This is a genomic window from Acidithiobacillus albertensis, from assembly GCF_001931655.1.
GTDB classification, from domain to species: Bacteria; Pseudomonadota; Gammaproteobacteria; order Acidithiobacillales; family Acidithiobacillaceae; genus Acidithiobacillus; species Acidithiobacillus thiooxidans.
Window position 1 is genome coordinate 274494 of the sequence record NZ_MOAD01000001.1, and the last position, 22956, is coordinate 297449.

A 22956-nucleotide genomic window follows, 5' to 3' on the forward strand; every position below is an offset into this window, starting at 1 on the left:
CATCCATTTTGCGAACTATACTTTGTTCACATGAATGGGTGGTGTATCGGGTATCCAGGTAACCGGTACTGTTTGCTGAAGGAGTGAATATTATGATTACTGACAATTTTCTGGATGAAGCACGCGATGTTCCCTCAACTACGCCGATGGAAAGAGTGGTGGCCTGGTCCATTTTCCGCAGTCGGGAGGACGCCAGAAAACTGCTCGAACATGTGCATTTGGCGCCCGGGCAGGCGCTGGTAGGCGGGCACGGTCAGGACAGTGTGGCCCCTTATTGGTGGGTTGGTGTGCAGGTACAGGACATGAGCCAATGGGGCAATGCTACGGCGGTTAACAAGCGGGGTCGTTTGGGAGATTGATGGCGGGGATCAGGCCATGTAATGCCCTGAGCAGGGTTTCCTTGTTTTGATGGTTGCCCAAAACCTGTCTCTGGTAGGCGCTGCGCAGGGCCTTGCCGAGTTCTGGTCCCGGAAGAACGCCAAGGTCCATGAGATCGTCGCCACGGATCAGCGCTTCAGGAAGTGTCTCCCAGAGCCCCAGTTTCTGCCAGATTTCGCGGGCTCGCACGATGGATGCCGTATCGCTATAACCGGCACCCCGTGCATCGGCTTGGGCAATATCCAGGAGCAGGCTGCGGTCAGGAACGCGTAGAGCCAGACGCGCATAGGCCTGTTGCTTGGCTCGATCCCGAAACAGGGCGTGGGGAGCACCGTGCCAACGGAGTAATGGTAAAATCTGCCGTTGTAGATGTTGTCCGGGAAAATAACGATTCAGGAAGTCGCGTGCCCGGGCAAGGGAATGCTCATGCCCTATGGCCCGCCAGCGATTTTGTGGATCGCGCCGGGTGCTGTCGGCTTTACCCAGATCATGCAAGAGCGCTGCCAGCATCAGGATGAGGTCGCGTGCGGGCTGGCCTTGGCGCAGGTTGGCGGCTTCGGCAAGCACTTTTCCCGTATGTATCCAGACATCACCTTCAGGATGCGCATCTGGACGCTGGGGTACGGCCTGCAGTGCTTGGAGGGCAGGGAATGCGCGAATGCTACCGGTGAGTGCCAGTGCATCCCAGGCTGCCCGCAGGTTGCAGCCACGCAGCAGGAGCGCCTCCCATTCCTTGCGCAGCCGTTCAGTAGGGATTTCCGACAGTTGCTCCGCCAGTTTTTGGCAAAGTGCGATGCTGCTTGCTTCGAGATGAAAATCCAGTTGCCCGACCAAACGCGCAGCCCGGAATGCTCTGAGAGGGTCATCAGCAAAGGTGCCGGGATTCACGATGCGCAGTCGTTTTTTCTGCAGATCGCGCAGCCCACCCACAGCATCCAGTATTTGTCCGGAGCAGCAGTCCCAGGCCAGGGCATTGACCGTAAAATCACGACGCTGGACAGCAATGGACCAGGGCAGGTGCGGGTCTGTCTCGCCGCGTGTTTGGGGCAGGGTAAATTCCGCACCGCCAGCGACCCAGACTGCACAGCGACCACCCACCCGATGTGCAGCAAAAGGCGCCAGGCATTCTTCCAGTCGCGTTTCATTCAGCGCATGGATTTCCATGTCCCAGTCATGGATGGGCAGGCCTAACAGACTGTCGCGAACCGCACCGCCGACCAGCAGCGTCCTTGCCCCCGCACGTTCCAACGCGTTGATTATTGGCGTCAGTTTTGGCGGGATGAATATTTCCATAAACCTAGTTTTTGCGCATCTCGGTTAATAATTCGGCATAGCGTTCGGCCACAACCCGACGTTTGATTTTCAGGGTGGGTGTTACTTCACCATGAGCTTCACTCAGCGCTTCCGGCAAAACGGCAAAACGCCGTACCTGTTCATAGGAAGGCAGATCCTGCAGGGCGGTATGAATGCTTTCCTGAAGGGCCTTGCGCAGGACACTGGTGTCCGGCTTCGCGCCAAAACGCGCCTGCACCTGTTCCGGGTTGGGGAAAATCAGGGCGCTCAGGTAGGGAAGGCGGTCTCCAAAAACGACGGCCTGACTGATAAGCGCCTGGGCCATCAGGCGCATTTCAATTTTTTGCGGGGGAATGTTTTCGCCCGCCGAATTGACGATCAGATCTTTTTTGCGATCATAAATAGTCAGGTATCCATTTTCATCAAGGCTGCCGACATCGCCGGTGTGTAGCCAGCCATCCACGATGGTTTCCCGGGTGGCACCGTCATTATTCCAGTAGCCGGTCATGATAGATGGCCCGCGCACCAGGATTTCGCCATCGGCGGCAATACGACCTTGCAAATTAGGCAGGAAGCGGCCGACGGTTCCTGGTCGGATATCATCCAGAGGATTGGCGGCGATGACCGGGCTGGTTTCGGTCATGCCATATCCCTCCACCACAGGCAGGCCGATGTCCAGAAAAAAACGGGTGATATCTGTATCCAGCGGAGCGCCTCCGGAAACGAAAAAGCGCAGACGTCCTCCCAGTTTTTTGCGTAGCCCGGAGACTAAAAGGCGGCGCGCGACATACCGTTGCCATGGAGGGGCAGAGCGATCACTGTCACATAACCCGGCGCCGCGCTGCATGAAACGACCGAGCAGGCCATGGCGTTCTTCAATACCACGCCGGACCCTGCTGTAAAGCAACTGAAAGACTCTGGGAACAGCAATGACGATATCAGGATGAGCCGCTTCCATATCGCGCAGGACGGTGTCGGGGCGTTCAGCATAAGCCACTTCCAGTCCGAGCAGGTAAGCGCCAAAATGCCCGGTCCCCCGCTCGAACACGTGTGACAGCGGCAGGATGGACAGTAGTCGCTGGCCGCGCCGCAAGGGGACTAAAGGCAAAAAACCGGCAATATTGCTGAGAATATTGCCATGACTGAGCATGACGCCTTTGGGCCATCCGGTGGTTCCGGAGGTATAAACAATGCTGGCAATCTGCTCACGCTGCAAGCTACCCAGGCGTTCTGTCAGCTCCTGTTTGTGCAGCGCGGTATTTTCCTGTTCGAGTTGTGCCCAGTTTTTCAGGCTGGCGCTTCGGGCTGCGTCAGGATTTCTGAGTAAGATGCGTTCATGCGGGACCCCCCAACCCTCGCCACCCATTTTTTCCCACTCATTACTGCCCTCCAGCAATACCAGTCCGGCACCACTATCCCCCAGAACGTAGTGAATTTCCCGGGGACTAAAACTGGGATAAAGAGGAACCGTGATGGCGCCAATGCTGAGAATGGCGAAATCCATAATGGCCCAGTCCATGGAGTTGGGGGCCATCAATATGACTCTTTCTCCCCTTTTGACACCTAAGCGCAGCAAACCTTCGGCACGCGCCTGTACCCGGGCCTGAAAATGGGCGGCACTGACTTTCTGGAAGCCCTGGGGCTGGCGCTCCAGGGCAATACAGCCATCTGGATCCAGTGTGCAACGGGCGAACAGCCCTTCGGGCAGACTCCGAAAACGTTCAAGGTCTGCCACCATTTCAGCGCATGGCCTTCTCGGCAGGGGTCAGGCTGCGTTTGAAACTTTCCATTTGAAACAGGCGGTCCATATATTCCTGGGTAGCCTTGGCCGCTGCTGGCAGGCTGATGTCGAGTATGGGAAGGCGCCAGAGCAGGGGGGCAATGGCACAATCAAGAATGGACAGATCATCGCCAAAAAGAAAACGCTGTTGCGTAAAAATGGTGCTGAGTCCCGCCATGGTACTGCGGATTTGTTCTTTGGCTGTCTTGATTTGTTCCGGACTGAAGCCGGGCTGGAAAAGCGGCGCGAACCAGTCCTGGTCAAAGCGCAGCAGCCCCAGACGAACTTTTGCCCGGGAAATGGGATCAACAGGAATAAGGGGAGGGTGAGGAAAACGCTCGTCCAGATACTCCATAATCAACACCGATTCATGGATGGCGAGGTCCCGGTCCAGGAGGGTGGGAACCTGATTATAAGAATTGAGTTCAGCGAGTTCTTCAGGCTTGTGGGCGAGGTCAACTTCAATGATCTGGTATTCCATTGCCTTTTCTTCCAGAACAAAACGCACGCGGTGGGCAAACACGCAATCGTCGCTGGAATACAATGTCATCAGAGTTTTTTTGCTGCTGGGCGTGGCCATATTTGAACTTCCTTGATCGCAAGTAGAGTATATCTTCAGCATGAAACCCGTAGGGGATTTCATCGGCTCGTTGATTATACATGAGTACCGCATTGTTGGGGTATTTCCATGAGGATAGAGTGTCTGATGGGAAAATATTATTTGTTAATGAATGTCAATAGGCCTTGTCGAGGACTGTGGGTCGCTGTAAACTGCCTGACCAGTCGGTTAGTTGTATAGAGACAACAAAAGTTGTAACCTAAACCACAACTGTATGGGAGGGCGGTCCTGAGGATCGCATAGGAATTAAAATCATGATCCGTCAGCGCACACTTAAAAATATGATTTGGGGCACCGGAATCGGCCTGCACAGCGGCCGCAAGGTTTATCTGGGTCTTCGTCCTGCCCCGATTAACACCGGCATTGTTTTTCACCGGAGTGACATCGAAGGGGGCGCCTGGATCAAGGCTGATCCCCTCCATGTGGTGGATACCCGTCTTTCCACCAATATTGGCGACGGCCAGATTCGTGTGGGCACCATTGAACATCTGATGTCCGCTCTGGCGGGCTTGGGTATTGATAATGCCTATATAGACCTGGATGGTCCGGAAGTGCCGATTATGGATGGTAGCGCGGCGCCTTTTGTTTTTTTGATTCAATGCGCGGGCATTGAAGAGCAGAATGCACCCAAGCGTTTCATCCGTATCACCAAGCCACTGCTTGCCGAAGACGGAGATCGTTGGGTGCGTCTGGAACCTTTTGATGGATTCAAGGTGAGTTTCACCATTGATTTTGACCATCCTGTCGTCAAAAACGGTGGCCAGGACGTGACTGTGGATTTTTCACGCACCTCTTACCTGAAAGAAGTGGCGCGCGCCCGGACTTTTGGTTTTATGCGGGAAGTGGAAACTCTCCGAAAAATGGGCCTGGCTCTGGGTGGTAATCTGGATAACGCCATTGTGGTCGATGATTATCGCATCCTCAATGAAGAGGGCTTGCGTTACACCAATGAATTTGTCCGTCATAAGGTTCTTGATTCCATTGGTGATTTGTATCTGCTGGGGCATCCTCTGGTGGGACATTTTTCCGGGCATAAGGCAGGGCACGCCCTCAATAACAGTCTGCTGCGAGCATTGTTGCAGCGTCAGGATGCCTGGGAGTTTGCGGATTATTCCGAAAGCTCTGCCCCCTTTTCCTTTGCAGAAAGCTTGGTGGCTTCTCCCGCCTGAGCTTTTTCCAGGGTCTCTGCCAGGCGCAGCATGGCTCGGGCGATGTCTGGCGCCATCTGCTTGCTGCTTTGTTTGAGGGTTTGGGCAGCCTGATCCGCGTAGATTTTAGGTTTTTTCTGTACTCTGGGCTGGGCGGGTAGTTGGGCATGCCAGTGCCTGATGCTGGACTGGATCTGTTGCACCGGATCTTCGGGGAATTCCTTGTTCCAGCGTTTAATCACTTTTTTTTCATTACGCCGTAACCACGCGTGCCAAACCGGACTTTGGCAAAGCACTTGTAAAGTGTTACCCGACCAGGCCACCAGCCAGGTGTGGTCCTGGACTTCCAGGTCGAGCATGGCATTCCAGGCAGGCTGACGTTCCCGCAGCAGGCGGGCATACTGTACGATGCTGCCGACATTACCTGAGTGGCGCAGGGTAAATGGGCGTTGTGGTCGCTGTCGTTTATCATTCATGGGCTTTCATGCTAACCTGCAAAATATTTTTTACCTAGGTTTGTCTATTCATGTTTGGAACCATCATCCGTCATGTGGTTGGTAGTCGCAACGAGCGCCTGATCAAGAAAGCCCGTGCTGTAGTGGCCAGAATCAATGCGCTGGAAGAGCAATACCAGGCCATGGACGATACCAGTCTGGCCGGGCAGACAGCGCTTTTCAAAGAGCGCATCGCCCGGGGTGAAAGCCTCGATGCCTTACTGCCCGAAGCCTTTGCTGTAGTTCGCGAAGCTACCCGGCGAGTGATAGGTATGCGCCACTATGACGTGCAGCTGATTGGCGGATATATGCTGCATGAAGGCAAAATCGCAGAAATGCGGACCGGTGAAGGCAAGACACTGGTCGCTACGCTGCCCGCCTATCTGAACGCCTTGTCGGGCAAGGGCGTGCACGTAATTACCGTCAATGATTATCTGGCCAGCCGCGATGCCCAGTGGGTTGCCAAAATACATAATTTTCTGGGCCTTAGTGTGGGCACCATCATTTCCGATCTGGCTACGGAAGACCGGCGTGCAGCTTATGCAGCCGATATTACCTATGGTACCAATAACGAATTCGGCTTCGATTATTTGCGCGACAATATGGCATTCTCGCCTGCTGACCGGGTCCAGCGTGGCTTGCATTATGCGATTATTGACGAAGTGGACTCCATCCTCATTGATGAAGCGCGGACTCCCCTGATTATCAGTGGCCCTACCGAAGAAAATACGGATTTATATTTCCGGGTAGACAAGCTGGTAGGGCAATTTGTCGTCGAGGAAGATTACACGGTTGACGAAAAAGCCAAGCAGGTGATGCTCACCGAGGAAGGTATTGAAAAGGCCGAAAGGCTAATGGCTGAACATGGCCTGCTGACTGAAGATAATCTTTACGATCTGGCTAATGTCACCCTGGTGCATCATCTGAATCAGGCGCTGCGGGCGCATGTCATTTATCATCGCGAAACCGACTACATTGTCCGTGATGGTGAAGTTTGTATTGTGGATGAATTTACCGGTCGTATGATGACCGGGCGGCGTTGGTCCGACGGATTGCATCAGGCGGTGGAGGCCAAGGAAGGGGTCGAGGTCCAGAATGAAAATCAGACGCTGGCTTCCATTACCTTCCAGAATTATTTCCGGATGTACGACAAGCTTTCCGGAATGACTGGTACGGCAGATACCGAAGCGTTTGAACTGAATCAGATTTACAATCTGGAAGTGGTGGTTATCCCGACCCACAAGCCGGTTCGGCGTCTGGATATGGCGGATCTTATTTATCGCACTGCTCAGGAAAAATGGACGGCGATTGTTGAGGATATTCGTGATTGTCATCAGCGTGGACAACCGGTATTGGTGGGTACAACCTCCATTGAGCACAACGAGTTTCTCTCGCATTTGCTCAAGCAGGCAAAAATCCCCCATGAAGTGTTGAATGCCAAGCAACACCAGCGGGAGGCAGAAATTATCGCCCAGGCGGGTACGCCCGGAGCGGTAACCATTGCCACCAATATGGCCGGTCGTGGTACGGATATTGTGTTGGGAGGGAACGTTGGTCATCAGGTAGATATGGTGCTGGCTGATCCGGATATGGATGAAGAACGTAAAAGCGAGCGCGCCGAATCTCTGAAAAATGGTTGGCAAGGTCTGCATGACCGGGCAATCGAAGCGGGTGGTCTGCACATTATTGGTACTGAACGTCATGAATCACGGCGTGTGGATAATCAGTTGCGGGGTCGTTCCGGTCGGCAGGGCGATCCGGGCACCACCCGCTTTTATCTGTGTCTGGAAGACCCGCTGATGCGGATTTTCGGCAGTGACCGTTTGGGTGGACTGATGCAGAAACTGGGGATGAAAGAGGGCGAAGCCATCGAACATCCCTGGGTCACCAAATCCATTGAAAATGCGCAGCGCAAGGTCGAAAGCCGTAACTTCGATATTCGCAAACAACTGCTGGAATATGATGATGTGGCGAACGAGCAACGCAAAATCATTTATCAGCAGCGCAATGCCTTTATGGATGCGGATAATGTCAGCGAAGAAATCCAGTTGTTGCGAGAAGATGTGCTCGATGCGGTGCTGGCAGACCATACCCCCGCCGGGGTCATGGAAGAAGAATGGGATGTTCCGGGTCTGGAGTCGGCCCTGCAGCGGGTGTTCGGGCTGGAAGCCCCCGTTGAGCAGTGGCTGGAACTCGACAAGCGTTTGGACTACGAAGGTCTGCGCAGCAAAGTCATGGGGCTGGTGCAAACGTCTTATGCCGAGAAAGAAGCCTTGATGGGTAGCGAAATGGCGCGCCATTTTGAAAAATCCATTATGCTGCAGGTGCTGGACAGCCAGTGGAAAGATCATCTGGCCAGTATGGATCATCTTCGCGAAGGTATTCATTTGCGCGGTTATGCGCAGAAAAATCCCAAGCAGGAATATAAAAAAGAGTCCCTGGCGATGTTCAACAGTATGTTGGCGCGCATGCGCGAAGAGGTCATCAGTACCCTGTCGCGTCTGCATGTCAGTCCGGCAGCGGAAACCATGGATTGGGACGCCCTGGCGCGTGCCGCCGCACCCCAGCACTTACAGTTTTCTCATCCTGATTTTGCGGCGGAGCCGGGGGCTGAAAATTCAGGCCTGACCGCATTGGCCGGGGGCGTCCTCGGAGAACAGCTGACTGATTCGTCGACTCATTCTTCTGCGCAGTCGCCCCTGATTGCCGATGATAAAATTGGCCGGAATCAGCCCTGCCCCTGTGGATCAGGCAAAAAATACAAGCATTGTCACGGACGCTTACAATAAGGAGCTGCTATGGCTGTTGGCCTTCTTCCTCCCCACGATTTGCTGCCTGTAGCCGGTGTGCGGCTGGCGGTCACCGAAGCGGGCATCCGTTATGTCGGACGCCGTGATCTTACCCTGATTGCTGCGGATGAAGGCACCCAGGTAGCTGGAGTGTTTACGAGGAACCGCTTCTCGGCTGCTCCGGTAGTGGTGGCCCAGCGGCATTTGTCCTCGGGAACCCCCATCCGGGCGCTGGTCATCAATACGGGTAATGCCAATGCGGGTACGGGGGCTGCAGGCTTGCAGGCGGCAGAGGATGCCTGCCGGGTTGTTGCTGTTGCCTTGGATTGTCCTCCAGAGTCGGTGCTGCCATTTTCCACCGGGGTGATTGGTGAGCCGGTGGATCTGGCCGGAAAAATCTCTGCTGCGCTTCCCGCCTTAAAAATACACCTGGATGAAAATCATTGGGAAATAGCTGCTGCGGCCATCATGACCACCGATACTATCCCCAAGGCCTGCTCGCGGCAGATTGATCTGGATGGTCAAAAGGTGACGGTAACGGGCATGGCCAAGGGTTCTGGCATGATTCGTCCGGATATGGCGACCATGCTGGCTTATATGGCTACCGATGCCCCCCTGCAGGGAGAAGCCTTGCAGCAGTGTCTGCAGGACGCCATGGCGCAGTCCTTCAATCGGATTACGGTAGATGGAGACACTTCAACCAATGACGCCTGTATTTTGATTGCGACGGGCAAAATTGCCGCTGAGCCCATTAGCAGGGTGGAAGATTCGCGCTATGCACCGCTCTGTTCTGTAATTACCGAGGTGGCCCAATTTTTGGCCCAGGCCATTGTTCGGGATGGCGAGGGAGCGAGCAAATTTATTCCTATCCAGATTGCAGGGGGGCGCAATGAGGAGGAATGTCTGCAGGTGGCCTATCGCATGGCGCACAGTCCTCTGATCAAGACGGCCTTTTTTGCTTCAGACCCCAACTGGGGACGTTTGCTGGCCGCCATTGGTTCAGCGGGGGTGGATGATCTGGAAGTGGATAAGGTTCAGGTCAGTCTGGGAGAAACGCGCATTGTCCGGGATGGGGCCCGAGACCCTGATTACACCGAGGCTGCCGGGCAGGCGGTGATGGCTGAGGCAGAAATCCCGGTGCGGGTGGATTTGGGTCGCGGGTTGGCGAGCGCGACAATCTGGACCTGTGATTTATCCTATGACTATGTGCGTATTAACGCCGATTATCGCAGCTGATGACCGTCGTTCCTGTAGCCACAGGTATTCTTGAGGACGAAAATGGTCGTCTGCTTATTTCCTTGCGCCCTGAAGGCAAACCCTGGCCGGGGTTTTGGGAGTTTCCCGGTGGAAAAGTGGACCCGGGTGAAACGCCTGAGGAAGCCCTACATCGGGAGTTATGGGAAGAGATTGGCATCCGGGTGCAGGATGCAGAGCCATTCCGGACCCTGGATTACACCTATCCCGAGCGGACGGTGCGTCTGCATTTTTACCGGGTGCGACGCTGGGATGGTGCGGCTCATGGTAAGGAAGGGCAGCAAATTCGCTGGTTGTACCCCTGGGAAATTCCGGCGTTGGAGTGTCTGCCCGCCAACCTGCGGATGACGGCAGCCGTACTTGAAGAATCTTTGCCGCACCCGCCACTATGCCTGATTGTAGATCCGGCCCGTGTGGAGCCCCAGGCATTCGCTCATGCCTGGCGGGAAGCGCTGAGAGCAGGCCTGCAATGGGTGATTCTGCGTTGCAAAAGCGCTGTGGATGAAGAGAGCGCGAAGTTGTTGAAATCCCTTTGTGCAGAATCCCTGGCCGCAGGTGCGCAGGTCTGGCTGAATCATGCTGAACCTCTGCCGGACTGGCCGCATAGCGGTCGGCATTTGACGCAATCCCAATTGGAAGCTGGCTTGCGCCCTTCGGAGCCCTTTGGTGCTTCCTGTCACAATGCCGGGGAAATCCACCAGGCGGCCCAGGCGGGGGCCCGTTATGCCTTGCTTTCACCATTGTTTTCCACTCGCTCCCATCCGGATACGCTGCCATTGGGCGAAAAAGCATTTGCCGAACTAGTGGAAACATCGGCTATTCCGTTGATCGCCCTGGGCGGACTGAGTGTGGAAAGGGTTCCTGCAGCAATGGCTACCGGGGCCAGTGGGGTTGCCATCCTCTCGGGAATTCTCGACGCTCCTGATCCTTTTGTTACCACCAGTGATTTTCTGCGCTATTGGAGACCCTGAGTGCCCCGAATTTCCGTCGTGATCCCGCTGTACAACGAAATCGACAACGTCACACCGCTGTGTGATGCCCTGAGTGCGGCGCTGGCGGGAGCAGATGCTGAAATCATCATTGTCGATGATGGTAGTCGTGATGGCAGTGCGGCGGCCCTGGACCGGGAAGCCGCAACACGCGGAAACCATTTCAAGATGATTCATCTGCAAAGAAATTTTGGCCAGACAGCGGCGATGCAGGCGGGAATTGATGCCGCCCAGGGGGAAGTCATCGTGACCCTGGATGCGGACCTGCAAAATGATCCTCAGGATATTCTCCCTTTGGCTGAGCGCTTGCTGGCTGAAAATCTGGATGTGGTAGCGGGTTGGCGCAAAAATCGCCAAGATGGCCTGTTTTTGCGCAAAATACCTTCGCGTATTGCCAATCGACTCATTCGCCGCTTTACGGGGGTACGTTTGCATGATTACGGCTGCACGCTCAAAGCCTATCGGGCTTCGGTGATCAAAGGGGTGCGCCTTTATGGAGAAATGCACCGCTTTATCCCGGCCTGGTTATCGACCCTGACTTACACCGATCGTATTGTGGAAGTGCCCGTGCGTCACCATGCGCGCGTGGCAGGTAAGAGCAAGTACGGAATTTCCCGAACTTTTCGGGTGCTGGTAGACTTGTTGTTTGTTAAGTTTTTTCTGGGTTACAGCCAGCGACCCATGCATTTTTTCGGTACCGTCGGACTGTTTTCGCTGTTTATAGGTTCCGGCATGCTGATTTATTTGTTTATTGATAAATTCGCCGAAGGTGCAGAGATTTCCGGTCGACCCATGCTCATTGCGGGCGTCCTGTTTTTTCTGGGAGGACTGCAGTTTTTGAATACGGGTATTGTCGGGGAGATGTTGTCGCGGATATATCATGAATCCCAGGATAAAAAGACTTATGTGATTCGCCATACGGTGCATCTTGACCCGGGTGCCGAACCCTGATGCCTGTTCCTATTTTGATGTATCACAATATTGACCGCGCACCCAAAGGGGTGAAATTGCGCGGTCTTTACGTTTCTCCAGAACGATTCCGGCGCCAGATGGCCTTGCTGCATCGCCTTGGTTATCAGGGTTTGTCCATGTCTGCGGCCTTGCCTTATATTCGTGGCGAAGCCAAAGGAAAAGTCGTCGCCATTACCTTTGATGATGGTTATCGGGATAATCTGGAAAATGCCTTGCCGGTTTTGCAGCATTATGGATTTACGGCGACCTGTTACATGGTTAGCGCGGCCCTGGGCGCGGACAATGCCTGGGATGCGGAAGCTCTGGGCGTACACAAGCCGTTGATGTCCGAAACAGAGTTGCGGCAATGGCAAGCAGCTGGGATGGAAGTCGGCGCCCATAGTCGTCATCATCCCCGTCTGCCGGATCTGACGGAAGCGGATCTGCTGAACGAAATGACCGGTTCCCGACAGGATCTGGAAAAATTGTTGGCTGTTCCCGTCACGCAATTTTGTTATCCCTACGGTGCGGCAGGACAGCGCGAGCGGGAAGCGGCAAAACAGGCCGGATTTTTGGCGGCCGTGACCGTACGTCGGGGGCGCGCCCGAGCGGGGGAGGAGGACCCTTTTGACCTTCCCCGGGTCATGGTTGGCGGACATCATGGCCCGCATGTGTTCCCCATGCAGATCTGGACAGCGCATGAGGATCGGCATTGAGCACCACCGGGCGGCGTTTGCTCTGGGTAGGCACAAATCCGGGGGGGGGAGGGACAGAAACCCACATGATCACCATGTGTCGGGCTTTGGCGGATGTCGGCGTGGACATGCATGTATTTGTGCATCCCCGGGGACATATTGGCGAGGCTTTGTCTGGCAGTTTGGTCAAGCTGCACTATGGTGCATTTCGTAACAGTGCCGATGTGCCCGCCATGCGCAAGCTATGGAAAATTATCCGTCATGTGCAACCCGATTGGCTGATCGGGAGTTTCAGCAAGGAATACTGGCCTCTGGCCATACTCAGCCGGATGAGTGGATGTCCTCTGGCCTTGTTCCGGCATATGGATTTACGCCTCCGACCCAGCACCCGCTGGCTGTTATCCCACTGGCCCTTGCGACTTTTCGCCATATCCGAATACTTGCGTCGTCGTCTGATTGAACAGGGCATTCCTCCGGCGCGGGTAGAAGTACTCCTGAATCCCATTCATCTAACAGAATTCCATCGAGATGCTGAAGCCCGTCACAATCGGCGACGCGATTTAGGGCTGACTGATGCGGATTTTCTGTTGGGTTTTGTGGGTGCATGGCATCGTGGTAAAGGCGTTTTTATGCTGGCCGATGCCATTGATGCCGCCCACGCACAAAATGCGCATGTTCATGGCCTATGGTTAGGTGGTGGGGCGCACGAGGAAACATTGCGCTCCCGACTGGCCAATAAACCCTGGCACCATGTGCTGGGTTGGCAAAATCCGGTAATGCCTTGGTATAGTGTGATGGATGCTTTGGCCCTGCCGTCCATAGAACCCGATACTTTCGGCCGGGTTTGCCTGGAGGCGCAGGCCTGTGGAACACCGGTGCTGGGCGCGGACATAGGGGGTATTCCCGAAAGTTTTGTGGATGGCCAGGGTGGATGGTTGTTGCCGGCTGGAGATGTTGTGCGCTGGGAAAATGCTCTGCTGAGTTTGTTGGCGGATCCGGCGTTGCGAGAAAATTTTGCTGATGCAGGACCTGTTTACGCAACAGGATTTGCCTCAGAAAACATTGCCTGTAAATTTTTGCAGGAGTTGCAGCAATGATTGCTGGTTTTGTGGGCTAAACATGGCGCGTGCTATTCCTGCCAATCCTCGGCGTATTTTACTGATCAAATCCCACAGCGCGGGCATAGGTGATATTCTCCGCAGCTCTGCGGCTTGGGCCGTCCTCAAAAACCGTTGGCCCGATGTCGAGTTGCATTTGCTGTTTTTAACGCGCTGGCCTGGATATCCTAGTGAGGCCTTGATTCGTGAGCATTTCCTGCTTTCCAGTGCACATTTTCTGCCCATGCAGGAAGGGCATTTTTGGGGGATGCGTGGGGTGGGACCTCGAACCTGGAGGCGTTTGTTGCCGGAATTGAGAAAAATTGCAAAGCAGATTCAGCCTGATTTGATTATTGATCATGAGCCTCATGGTTTGGAAACTACCATAGCGGCAAGATGGCTACGTCGCTTTTGCAAGTCAGCCATAGTCGGTGTTAATCAGGTCATGGGGCGTGGGTTGTTGTATGACAGGTCGGGCCCGAGCCTGCAGCAATATGCTAAAAATGAGCAACTTGACTGGCCAATGGACTATACCGAAAGGGACTTCGCAGCGCTGGTAGCACTCGGTTTGCATCGAGAAAATCAATCCATAGTCCTGACGGAAACCTCTGATGGTCGATTATTTCGTGATGAAATGCAGCAGATCTTGCCAAAAGACTTGCCGATAATCGGTCTAAATATTGGTTGCGGTACACCGGATGCCGAACAGAAGCGTCCTGACCTGGACTTATTAGTAATGGCTTTCGGGAGAGCTTATAAAGAAAGCCCGTATATCCTGTTGTTGACAGGTGCTCCCAACGAAAGCTTTATAAACAAATCATTTATAGATAAATATAAAGTAAAATGGGGTAATAATGCGCATATAATAGATATTGCCGGTAGAACATCATCGACAAGCCTTACTGGAGCTATCAAGCTATGTGATGCTTTCGTATCCAGTGATTCTGGCCCTTATCATATGGCAGTGGCCCTGGGCGTTCCGACCTTAGCGTTGTTCAACTTCTCGAGTCCTGAACATTATCATAGTAAAGCAGAGATTTTTTTGTTGCATCAGTCATGCTGCTCTATTGCGGATGAAATTTCTACAGAGCTAACCAAAATTTTATTGAGGAAAGCATCGTGAATTGGATAAAAATTCCAGACGGATTGATGTTTTCATTGTATGCTTTACCTTTGTTATTTTTTCCCTTAAGTACTGCTGGCGCTGGTATATCTTCCGCACTCCTTTTGTTAGTGTATGTACTAAGCGGATATTGGCGAGATTGGCGGAAGATTTTCAAAAGATCGTGGTCGTTTCCTTTGTTATTATTGATTGGATGGACCATATTAGGCCTTTCCTGGTCAACGAATATGTTTTTTGGGATGAAAGTGGTTGAGGCTACGGGTTACGGGGTTTTTGCATTTTTGGGGGCTACCTTACCTTGGCAGGAAAAATGGATAAAAATTCTGATTAGAATGTTTATAGCTGGATTGGTGATTAATGCGGTTTTAGCCTTTTTGATGACTTGGCATGTTTTGCCATGGCACAATGTGAACAATCTACCCTACACCGGTTTTGGTGGGCATATATTCATTTCTCTGGCTATTGTCCATGTTTTTTTGTGGATGCTCTGGGATTTCAAGTTTTCGTGGAATTTTAAGCCCTGGTTGAACATTTTGATTGCTATTATACTTTTCGCACAGTTGATTCTGGCGCAAGGCCGTTCGGGTCAAGTGCTATTCATTTTATTGATTCCAGCAGCGATATGGATTCTTTATGAGGGAAGGTGGCGATATTGGCTTTCTCTGGGGGTTTTGGCCTGCGCAATGGGAATGTTGTTCATACCTTCAGTATATGCCATGTTCTCACTTGGTGTTCATCAATTGATTCATTTTAATATTCATGCTGCCGATACGAACTCTAGTTGGGGATTGCGAATAATTGCTATGGTAGGCGGCGTCTGGATGTTTTTTGCCCACCCGCTGTTTGGCGTTGGTACGGGTGATTTTTTGCCAGGTATCACCGCGATGCAGAATGCGCATTTGCTTCCGAAGACGCCTTTGTTCATTATGAACACAGCGGCAAACAGTTATATCAGCGAAGCTGCCGTTTTGGGAATCATCGGTATAGGGGCCTTTTTATGGTTTCTTTGGAGCTTGGCTAAAGAAGCTTGGCAAGACAGGTTGATGCCTCAGAATTGGTTTGCACTGATGTATATAGCTATTTACATTGTTGGTGGCATGTACAATAGTTTAAACTGGGGTTACGCAGATTCTATTACTATTGCCCTAATGGCGGGTTTGCCCCTGCATCAAAGACTTTCTAGCCCAAAGAAAGCCTGCTGATAATGTCCAGTCTGCCTCTTTCCGTCGTTTATATTACCCTGAATGCCGAGAGACATCTGAACAGTTCTTTGGAGAAGGTAAAGACAATCGCTGCAGAAATTGTGATGGTGGACTGCGGCTCCAGAGATCAAACCTTAAGTATCGCCAAAGCCCATGATGTCAGAATTATTTCTCATGCTTGGCAGGGGTTCTCGGCACAACGACAGTTAGCTGTTGATTCTGCCCGCCATGAATGGATATTAATGCTTGATGCAGATGAAATTCTTACCGATGCGGGAATTCAAGCCATTAGTAATGTGCTCTCCTGCACTTCAGCGGTGGGATCCTATTTTCTGCGACGTCGCAGTGTATTCCATGGCAGGCAAATTTGCCACGGTGACTGGGCTCATGATCGGGTATTGCGCTTATTTGATCGCCGCTTGGGACATTATGATAACAGCTTGGTGCATGAAGCCTGGCATAGCAGTGCTCCCAGTGATATTTTGCCCGACATTTGTTTGCTGCATTATTCCTACGCAAATTATGCTGAACTACTGGATAAAATGCGCCGGTACGCCATTCTTAATGCCGAACAAGTTCTGCAAAAACGGCGGATCTCACGTGCGTACATGCCTATGACTCATGCATTTTGGGCTTTTTTCAGGGCTTATTTCTTGCGCCTAGGCATTCTCGACGGCGTCGATGGGGCCGCCATTGCCTGGACCACAGCCTTGGGTGCCTTCATGAAATATGCTATTGCCCGTGAAATGCAGTTGCAGGACAAGGAAAATTCGTGAAGTTGCTGCTGCTGCGCCTCAGCTCTTTGGGGGATGTGCTCCATACTTTGCCGGCCATGTCCGATTTGGCGGTGCATTGTCCTGATGTGGAAGTGGACTGGCTGGTGGAGCCTGCTTTCGCTCCGGTTGTTGCCTGGCATCCGAACGTCAAAAATGCCATGCCTTTTTCTCTGCGAGCTCTGAAACAAACACCACTCACTTTTCCTGCCGAACTGCGCCAGCTCCGCAACACCCTGCTTGCGAAGCACTATGATGCGGTGCTGGATAGTCAGGGACTCTATAAAAGTGCATTGCTGGCCCGGTTGGCGGGTGCTCCGGTTTCGGGACTGGCAGCGGACAGTGCCAGAGAGCCTGGGGCTTCCCGCTTGTATCAACAGCGCTTTACGGTTCCCTGGTCCAGTCCTGCCATTGCCCGCAATCGTCAGTTGTTCGCGGCGGCGTTGCAATATCCGCTTCCGGATACGCCACCGGACTTTGCTTTAGCCCCTCTTCGTAGGCAATGGCAGGATCAGTCGTTGGCTGATCCGTTGCTGCAATGGGTAAGAAAGCCTTTTGTCATGGGCTTTCATGCAACTTCTGCCGCATGGAAAACCAAGGAATGGCCGGAACGGCACTGGAGGACACTGGCTTCTCATCTGTGCGTAAAGGGCTTGAATTTATTGCTACCCGCAGCGGACGAACGCGAGCGCCTGCGGGTGGCTAGCATACAGGCGGGTGCTGATAATGTTATAGCGCTGCCCCGTCTGAATCTGGAAACTCTAGCAATCATCATGAGCAAAGCGCAGGCTTTTGTCGGCATGGATACTGGACTGTCTTATCTGGGCAGTGCTCTGGGGCTGGCTGGAGTAACTCTGTATGGACCTACATCTGTAGAACAGTTAGCCCATGGAGGTGAGCAACAGATCAATCTCCAAAGTCCACAATCCTGCGCCCCCTGCGGCAAAGCCCGCTGTCCGTTGCCCGAGGCGCAAAATGGCCGGATACTTTGTCAGGAGGCGCTGGAGCCTGATCAGGTCTGGGCCGCTTTATCTTCCCTGCTGGAGTCGTCCGCTTCATGAATCCGTCCCTCAGGCTTTTGCCGGAAGAGCGTCGTCGCTATCGTCGCCATCAATTCTGGAGCGATCACGGCATCTTTCGGGAATGGTTTTATGCCAATTTCCATGAAATGGCACCGGGTGTATTTCGTTCGGCACAACCTTCGCCCAGGCAGTTGCGGCTCTGGCATAAGCGCCATGCTCTCCGGGCGGTGCTGAACCTGCGGGCCCCAGCGCCTCGGGAACCCCATTACCGTCTGGAACAGGAAATTTGTGACGCTACCGGAATGCAGCATATTGTTCTGCATGGTTTCGGTTCCCGGGATTTACCCGAAAAAGAGCGTTTGCTGGCGGCCATGGATTTATTGACAGAGCTCCCTAAGCCTTTTTTGTTGCACTGCAAATCGGGGGCAGATCGGGCCGGGTTCATGAGTGTCCTGTACATGCATCTGGTCTTGCAGCAGCCCATTGCGGAAGCCCAAAAGCAGTTGCGCTTATGGCCCTTTGGTCATATCCGTCATGCCAATACCGGGATTCTTGACTGGTTTTTCGCGAGTTACCGACTGGCTCTTGGCAATGAACCGGGACTGACCCTGCGCCAGTGGGTAGAGCGCGATTATGACCGTGATGCGCTACTGAAGAGTTTCCGCCCCTGGTATCGTCTGGATTGGCTGACCGATCGTCTGCTGCGTCGCGAATGATGAATCGCCGTATTTACGCCGGATTACTTGGCCTTTTCAGTCCGTTCCTGTTGCTTTTCACCTTATGGCGCGGCTGGCGTCGTCCGCCTTACCGGGAAAGATGGCGGGAACGCTTCGGCTGGGGAGAAATGCATCAGGATCGCCCCCTATGGATTCATGCGGTGAGTGTCGGAGAAGCCATTGCCGCCATCCCGCTGGTGCACGCCCTGCAAACTCGCTATCCGAATCTTCCGATTCTGCTGACCAGCACAACCCCAACGGGTGCTGCCATCGTCGCTCAGCGTCTGGGTTCGGCAGTGCGCCAACACTACATGCCCTATGACACTTCGGTAGCTGTAAGACGGTTTTTGAAGCGTCAGCAGCCCCGCCTTTGTCTGATTATGGAAACGGAAATCTGGCCGAATTTATGCTATTGGACGGCCCGGTTTTCCATCCCGCTATTATTGATCAATGCGCGCTTGTCGCCGCGTTCGCTGCGGGGATATGGACGTTTTTCGGGTTTGTTTCGCCCGGCGCTGGCCTCCATGACGGCGGTGGCGGCACAAAGTCCCGAGGATGCCGAGGCTTTCAAGAGTCTGGGCGCTTCCCGGGTCCTGGTCATCGAAAATATCAAGTACGATCTTCCTGAACCTGTGGATGCCCTGGAAAAGGGACGCATCTGGCGGCAACATCTGGCAACCCGGCAGGTTTGGGTGTTTGCCTCCACCCATGCTGGTGAGGAAAAAATAGCAATAGCGGTACTCGAACATTTACGCGTGCATTGGCCCCACCTTTTGCTGGTGCTGATTCCCCGGCATCCCAGCCGATGCGATGCCATAGAGGCGGAGCTGCAAGCGGCCGGGATAGGGTTTGCGCTGCGCTCCCGGGATGTTGAAGTTGAAAGTAAAAACGTCTTGCTGGTCGATACCTTGGGAGAAGTGATGGATTTTTATGCAGCAGCGGATCTGGTGACGGTCGGCGGCAGCTTTGTCCCTGTGGGTGGACATAATCCGTTAGAGGCGGCGGTATTGTCCTGCCCCATTATTTTTGGTCCACACATGGAAAATTTTCGGAGTATTGCGCGGGATATGCTGACTGCTGAAGCTGCCGTTCAGGCTGATGATGCTGAAGCCCTGGAGGCCCGGTTGGAGCACTGGCTGCGCCAACCCGAGGATGCCCAGGAACAGGGAAAAAGAGCTTTGGCCCTTGTCCAAAAGCAGCGCGGTTCTCTGGAAAAGGTCATGCAGCTTCTGGAAGAACTGGATTTGTCCTAGAGCTGGCAGCGGACCGAGAGGCTTTGCAGCGACTTTGGTCCGCGCCACAGAGCGCTCCGCAAACGCAATAATCCTTCCTCCAGGACCCTGCGGGGTGCTGCAAAATTCAGACGTACAAAACCCTCTCCGCCCGGCCCGAAACTGGGTCCAAGATTGAGCCCGAGTCCGGCCTTGAGCAGGCTTTTCTGAATGTGATCGTCGTCGCCATAAGCCGCCACATCGAGCCAGGCCAGATAACCGAATTCCGGAATGCGGTAACCGACTTCCGCCAGTTCCCGGCGCAGGAATTCCTGAATGAATTGTGCATTGGCAAACAGGTATTCCCGCAACGCCGTCTGCCATTCTGCACCCTGCTGCCAGGCACTGGTCATGGCCGTCAGGGCGCAGGCATTAGTCTGATGAATCTGGCTGCGATACAGTTCATCCCGAAAAGTCTGGCGTAATTCGTTATCCGGAATAATGGCAATTCCGCCGCCAATGCCGGCAATGTTGAAACTCTTGCCCGCCGAACTCAGTAATACAGACCGGGCTGCAAGCTTTGCAAAGGGCGTGTGTTGCGCATAACTGAGGTCGGCGTGAATTTCATCGCTGACAACCAAGCAGTCGGCCGCCTTACAAAGCCGGGCCAGACGCTGAAGTTCTTCTTCCGTCCAGACCCGTCCCACCGGGTTGTGCGGCGAACAGAACAACAGCAGACGAGATCGGCTTAAGGCCTTTTCCAGAGCCTGCCAGTCGATATGGTAAGTAAGATCCTTTTCCTTTTGTAAGGGCACGAGGAGCAGCTCCCGACCATTTTTCCGCACGGCGTTCATAAAGGGAGGATAGATGGGCGGCATAACCATGACGGTGTCGCCAGGTTGAGTAAATGCCCGCACGGCTGCAAATAAGGCCGGTACCACTCCGCTGATGCTTCCTGTCGCGCCGGGTTCCGGGCGCCAGCCATGACGTGCAGCCATCCATTCGTCGGCTGCACGTAACATGACCGGCCCGTCACTGGGATATCCAAAAATCGGGTGCTCCAGACGCTTGCGCAAGTCCTGGATGATAGGGTCGGGAACAGCAAAATCCATATCGGCAACCCACATGGGCAAAACCTCGCCGCCGAAGCGATTCGCGGCTTCATCCCATTTTACGGAACCGGTGCCCATACGCGGAATAACGGCATCAAATGGCGAGACCAGATCATCATGATTTTTCATAGGCGTTCCCAGAGGGTAGCTTGCGCGATACTGTGCTGATATTTGCGTGCGGTTTCGCGGATGACAAAGGGAATATCCAGCGGGCTTTCTTCCCGAAGCCGGAAATGGGGCGACAGAATTTCTTTCAGGGCCGCCAGGGTAGTGAGATTTTCGCCATCTCTTTTATAGCCACCGAGCCATTCACTGCGTGCGGTATATTCTTCCAGCCAGGTGTAAGGTGAGGTGATGAGCAGGATGCCGCCCGGTACAATGCGCTGCCGAATATCCTCCAGAAATTTGCGGGGATGATGCAGGCGATCAATGAGATTGGCTGCGACCACCAGATCATAGTCCCGATACAATGGCTTGAGATTGCAGGCGTCGGCCTGGAAAAAATGGACATGGTCCGCAGTTTCCCGCAGACCCAAGGCCGCCAGATCGATGCTCTGATAACTCCGCAAGTCCCCTTCTTCAACCAGGGTGTAGGAAAAATGTCCGCGCTCACGAAGTTGTACACCGACACTGATGAAGCGCGCCGAGAAATCCAGTCCAGTCACATCCGGGCAGTGTTTTGCCATTTCAAAGCTGCTCCGCCCCACCGCGCAGCCAATATCCAAGGCCCGGCGCAAAGGTTTACCCGCCATGGCTCGAAGCGCCAGTTCAGCGACCGCAGCCGCAAAGTTAGGTACTTCATAATAGCTGCGTCCATAGTGAAATTCCGCATACTGGGAGACTAACGCGTCGCTTTCATAAATGGGTACTTCAGGAACGGTGTTGGTTGAGGTGACATAACGGAATCCGGCATGCTGAAAAAAATGCCGGCGGAAGGCATAACGTGCTTCCTTCTGCATTTCGTTACCCAGGCTGATAAATGATCCCCCTTTCATCAGATTATGCTGCTGATCAAAAGTCGGCACCGTAAAATCGTCGTACACCGGATGGACTTCAAAGCCTGGAAAAGGATAAATCGGTGTGCTGGTCCACTCCCAGACGTTGCCCATCAAATCGTAAAAATCGCCCTGAGGAAATGCATCCACCGGACAGGGAGAGCAGCCGGCACTCAAGCCAATATTGGCGGGGACCTTATCTTCCCAGCCATCGCTGTCACTCAAAACACTGAGATTGCGCAGATGGCGCCACTCGTCCTCACTGGGAAGACGCAGGTTTTCACCAGTTTGGGTCGATTTCCAGCGACAAAAAGCCGCTGCCTCCAGAGTGTTCACTTCAACCGGCCAGTTCCAGGGCATGGGCCGCTCTGCGGCGATCAGACGCAAGCGCCATCCTTCAACATCGGGCACCCAAAATGGCGGATGTTCAGCGCGACTGAAGCGCCGCCAGCCATCGCCTTCTTCATCCCACCAGTCGGGATTGTGGTAACCACCGTCTTCGACAAAGGCAAGAAACTCCTGATTACTGACCAGAAATTTTGCGGCAGTAAAAGGCTGCAGTTCATGTTGATGGTTCCCGTACTCGTTGTCCCAGCCATATTGGCGGTCATCTTTTGCCTTGCCCAGCTTGACCAGGCCACCGGGTACGGGCAGCAGAGCATTTTGTGGGGCCGTACCGGCCTGATCCCAGGGTGCAAAGGCGGCTACCGGGCTGACCCGGGAAAGTGGCAATTGGCGCATCAGGACCGAGCTGGTTTCCAGATGAATGTTTTCGTGTTCAATACCCATCAGGATGACCCACCAGGGTGAATCCCAGGTAATTGGGAGAGTCAGGGGTAACTCCGAAATGAGTCTATCCACCATTTTCCGTACCTCCTGGCGATAAAGGCGGACGGCTTCAGGGGTAGGCCAGTCGTAATGGGTTTCGTCCAGATCATCCCAGGACATTTCATCAACGCCGACGGCAAATACCGATTCCAGATGCGGGTCGAGACGGGCTTCAATCAGTCCCGCAAATTGCAATTTGTTCACATAAAAAGTAGCGGTATGCCCGAAGTAAAAAATCAGGGGATGCCGCAGAGGAATAGCTTTTTCCACCCAGGCAGCAGAGTCCTGCAAGTGATCAAACAAGGATTCATACAAGGAGAAGGTTTCATGGAAAACCCTGCGAATTTCTTCCCGTTTTTGTTCAGCATTCTCACCGTCCAGACGAAGTGGAGTAATGCGTGTACGCGCCATGATTGCTCCTTTTAAGTCATTTCTGTTTGTCATCCCTAGTCTAACACAAGATACCGTCCGGTCGGATGCTTGGGAA

Annotated in this window: 20 protein-coding genes; 14 read left to right on the top strand and 6 right to left on the bottom strand. The window is 53.6% G+C overall.

What is annotated here, in order from left to right:
- Positions 1–92 precede the first annotated feature (92 nt).
- Positions 93–359 carry a hypothetical protein gene (locus BLW97_RS01390; RefSeq protein WP_075322097.1) on the top strand — a complete coding sequence of 89 codons (267 nt, stop codon included), beginning with the start codon at positions 93–95 and terminating at the stop codon, positions 357–359.
- On the opposite strand, the gene BLW97_RS01395 is transcribed toward BLW97_RS01390, so the two are convergent.
- From BLW97_RS01395 to BLW97_RS01405, 3 genes are read right to left on the bottom strand one after another with little or no spacing between them, the layout of a single operon-like run.
- Positions 331–1671: a tRNA nucleotidyltransferase/poly(A) polymerase-related protein gene (locus tag BLW97_RS01395; RefSeq protein WP_075322098.1), complete on the bottom strand. Its 1341-nt coding sequence runs from the start codon at positions 1669–1671 to the stop codon at positions 331–333. The genes BLW97_RS01390 and BLW97_RS01395 overlap by 29 nt on opposite strands.
- Before the next feature lie 4 nt (positions 1672–1675).
- Positions 1676–3409, bottom strand: a complete 1734-nt coding sequence (locus BLW97_RS01400; RefSeq protein WP_010641249.1) for an AMP-dependent synthetase/ligase — start codon at positions 3407–3409, stop codon at positions 1676–1678.
- Position 3410: 1 nt separating this feature from the next.
- Positions 3411–4031 (bottom strand): glutathione S-transferase N-terminal domain-containing protein, encoded by a 621-nt coding sequence (locus BLW97_RS01405; RefSeq protein ID WP_024893348.1) that lies wholly within the window; start codon positions 4029–4031, stop codon positions 3411–3413.
- Positions 4032–4324: 293 nt separating this feature from the next.
- Here BLW97_RS01405 and lpxC point away from each other — a divergent pair, with 293 nt between their 5' ends.
- The gene (lpxC, locus tag BLW97_RS01410; RefSeq protein WP_010641253.1) at positions 4325–5239 is read left to right on the top strand and encodes a UDP-3-O-acyl-N-acetylglucosamine deacetylase; all 915 of its coding nucleotides are present in this window, start codon (positions 4325–4327) and stop codon (positions 5237–5239) included.
- On the opposite strand, the gene BLW97_RS01415 is transcribed toward lpxC, so the two are convergent.
- Complete coding sequence (locus BLW97_RS01415) at positions 5179–5694, bottom strand: DciA family protein (RefSeq protein WP_024893349.1); 516 nt, start codon at positions 5692–5694, stop codon at positions 5179–5181. The two genes, lpxC and BLW97_RS01415, sit on opposite strands and share 61 nt — an antisense overlap.
- Positions 5695–5744: 50 nt before the next feature.
- Between BLW97_RS01415 and secA the strand changes: the two genes are divergently transcribed.
- Genes secA through waaA form a run of 12 tightly spaced genes read left to right on the top strand, consistent with a single transcriptional unit; the run spans position 5745 to position 19576 of the window.
- Positions 5745–8501 carry a preprotein translocase subunit SecA gene (secA, locus tag BLW97_RS01420; protein ID WP_075322099.1) on the top strand — a complete coding sequence of 919 codons (2757 nt, stop codon included), beginning with the start codon at positions 5745–5747 and terminating at the stop codon, positions 8499–8501.
- A 9-nt stretch (positions 8502–8510) separates the two neighbouring features.
- Positions 8511–9737 carry a bifunctional glutamate N-acetyltransferase/amino-acid acetyltransferase ArgJ gene (gene argJ / locus BLW97_RS01425; RefSeq protein WP_075322100.1) on the top strand — a complete coding sequence of 409 codons (1227 nt, stop codon included), beginning with the start codon at positions 8511–8513 and terminating at the stop codon, positions 9735–9737.
- A complete protein-coding gene (locus BLW97_RS01430; protein WP_024893352.1) occupies positions 9737–10726 on the top strand; it encodes a Nudix family hydrolase in 990 nt (329 codons plus the stop codon). The genes argJ and BLW97_RS01430 overlap by 1 nt, the downstream gene beginning before the upstream one ends.
- A complete protein-coding gene (locus BLW97_RS01435; RefSeq protein ID WP_010641260.1) occupies positions 10727–11695 on the top strand; it encodes a glycosyltransferase family 2 protein in 969 nt (322 codons plus the stop codon). It abuts the gene before it with no gap.
- Complete coding sequence (locus BLW97_RS01440) at positions 11695–12411, top strand: polysaccharide deacetylase family protein (RefSeq protein WP_031569541.1); 717 nt, start codon at positions 11695–11697, stop codon at positions 12409–12411. Before BLW97_RS01435 ends, BLW97_RS01440 begins: the two co-directional genes overlap by 1 nt.
- Positions 12408–13487, top strand: a complete 1080-nt coding sequence (locus BLW97_RS01445; protein ID WP_075322101.1) for a glycosyltransferase family 4 protein — start codon at positions 12408–12410, stop codon at positions 13485–13487. Before BLW97_RS01440 ends, BLW97_RS01445 begins: the two co-directional genes overlap by 4 nt.
- A gap of 22 nt (positions 13488–13509) precedes the next feature.
- On the top strand, positions 13510–14610 hold the full coding sequence (locus tag BLW97_RS01450; protein WP_010641266.1) for a glycosyltransferase family 9 protein: 1101 nt from the start codon (positions 13510–13512) through the stop codon (positions 14608–14610).
- A complete protein-coding gene (locus tag BLW97_RS01455) occupies positions 14607–15812 on the top strand; it encodes an O-antigen ligase family protein (protein WP_237747378.1) in 1206 nt (401 codons plus the stop codon). The genes BLW97_RS01450 and BLW97_RS01455 overlap by 4 nt, the downstream gene beginning before the upstream one ends.
- Before the next feature lie 2 nt (positions 15813–15814).
- Positions 15815–16588: a glycosyltransferase family 2 protein gene (locus BLW97_RS01460; protein WP_010641271.1), complete on the top strand. Its 774-nt coding sequence runs from the start codon at positions 15815–15817 to the stop codon at positions 16586–16588.
- Positions 16585–17646 (top strand): lipopolysaccharide heptosyltransferase I, encoded by a 1062-nt coding sequence (waaC, locus tag BLW97_RS01465; RefSeq protein WP_031569536.1) that lies wholly within the window; start codon positions 16585–16587, stop codon positions 17644–17646. Before BLW97_RS01460 ends, waaC begins: the two co-directional genes overlap by 4 nt.
- The gene (locus BLW97_RS01470; protein WP_024893357.1) at positions 17643–18323 is read left to right on the top strand and encodes a protein-tyrosine phosphatase family protein; all 681 of its coding nucleotides are present in this window, start codon (positions 17643–17645) and stop codon (positions 18321–18323) included. The genes waaC and BLW97_RS01470 overlap by 4 nt, the downstream gene beginning before the upstream one ends.
- Positions 18320–19576 carry a lipid IV(A) 3-deoxy-D-manno-octulosonic acid transferase gene (gene waaA / locus BLW97_RS01475; protein WP_075322102.1) on the top strand — a complete coding sequence of 419 codons (1257 nt, stop codon included), beginning with the start codon at positions 18320–18322 and terminating at the stop codon, positions 19574–19576. The genes BLW97_RS01470 and waaA overlap by 4 nt, the downstream gene beginning before the upstream one ends.
- Here waaA and BLW97_RS01480 read toward each other — a convergent pair.
- Positions 19573–20775, bottom strand: a complete 1203-nt coding sequence (locus tag BLW97_RS01480; protein WP_075322103.1) for a MalY/PatB family protein — start codon at positions 20773–20775, stop codon at positions 19573–19575. The genes waaA and BLW97_RS01480 overlap by 4 nt on opposite strands.
- On the bottom strand, positions 20772–22880 hold the full coding sequence (ovoA, locus tag BLW97_RS01485; RefSeq protein ID WP_075322104.1) for a 5-histidylcysteine sulfoxide synthase: 2109 nt from the start codon (positions 22878–22880) through the stop codon (positions 20772–20774). Before ovoA ends, BLW97_RS01480 begins: the two co-directional genes overlap by 4 nt.
- Positions 22881–22956: the final 76 nt, after the last annotated feature.